The organism is Terriglobus sp. YAF25, assembly GCF_052113305.1.
Taxonomy (GTDB): Bacteria; Acidobacteriota; Terriglobia; order Terriglobales; family Acidobacteriaceae; genus Terriglobus.
On the sequence record NZ_JBFRCY010000951.1, the window covers coordinates 1 to 1402 of the forward strand.

Genomic DNA, 1402 nt, shown 5'->3' on the forward strand with positions numbered 1-1402 from the left:
GTGTAGTAGACGTGATACGAAAAACCGTCGAACAGCGGCCCGATCTCTGTCATCAGGGCAGAAGTTGGGGTCAACTTCAATCCCGGCAGATCTGGCGTTTGGGGTACTCCTTCGGCAGCGCCGCTTGGACCGATGTAGATGGTGCCGGGAGACTCTTTCTTGAGGAACTCGGCGAAGATCTTACTGTCCCTCGCATACTCCTTCGCTCCGTAATGACCGGCGGCTCCTCCTATGCTCAATAGGGTTGGCTCATTCATGTATTCGGTGACCGCGATACGGCCGCCTATGGACCTCGTGTAATCGAACCAGCGTTTTGCCTGATCTGCGGTCCATATGCCTTCGGCATTGCGTGTTCCAGGGCTGGTCGCGACCGAGGCCACAATCTCGCCATCAACGGCTTTGGTGAAGTCCACCACACCCTTCCACTGCGCGCGGGTCATCACACCCTGAAAGCCGGCCGGCGGAGTCTTCATCGCGGGCTGATCGTCATCCTGGAAGTAGGTGGAATTCCGCCAGCTTCCGCTTACGCGAACGTACGCCGGTCCAAGAGCGGCCGCCAGTTTCCGAAGCTTCGCGTTGGACAGGTCAATCGGCGGACGATACTTGAAACGCGGCTCGTTGGTATCGCGGATTCCTCCAAACTCTCCAGGCGCAAGCGGTGCAGCATCCTTGGATAAAGATTTGAAGGGCGCCCAGAAGCGGCCTCCCGTCACCTCAACGGCCTCGACATTGTAGGAGACGAAGCGCGGATCAACCTCACCGAGAGCTTTCATCTGCTTCGGGTTGAGTGCAGATTGTGCATTGACATTTGCAGTAACTCCAGCGATAGCCGTGGCTATTAACGCCACGTGCCGGAAGGGCCGGAAAGAGAAGCGAAAGATCATGAGGCTGGCTCCTGGATGTCGTCGTGTTCCTGCGGGTGTGTTTGCATGGCTCGACCCGACGTGTCTCGATCAAATTGCATACGTGCGAACACGAATTTACAACACCGATGAGCCCACTGTCTCCTGCTTTTTACCGGTTTATAACCCCTGGCTAGATCGAACATGATTGGGGCGGCGAAATGAACATATGGCCTGTCGCAACGCTATTGCTGGCTCAATGCTGCTCAGTCCCCGCTAAGGCTATTGTGATCGCGCTTCATCAGACCTGGAAGAGTAACGACACCCTCCAGCGCTCCTCCCGCACGACTGACTACTGGGAGCAGATCCCATCGTTCGAGATGCGGAAGGGCTTTTGCCAGTGGCAAGTCCGGATAGAGCACGGGCGTTCGCTCCCCATGCATTCGTTCCTTGATCAAGGTGTCGCGTCCTGCGTTCTCTATCTCGTCTCGCTGCATCACATACCAGCGTCCGTCTGCGCAATGCACCAACGCTACGCCGTTCTGTTCCATCACATGCAT

The 1402-nt window shown here is 56.6% G+C and carries 2 pseudogenes; both read right to left on the minus strand.

Going from position 1 to position 1402, the window contains the following annotated elements:
• Nucleotides 1-884, minus strand: a pseudogene (locus tag AB4043_RS25515) (hypothetical protein); the annotation flags it as partial.
• Between the two features lie 224 nt (nucleotides 885-1108).
• Nucleotides 1109-1402 (minus strand): annotated as a pseudogene (locus tag AB4043_RS25520) (hypothetical protein); the annotation flags it as partial.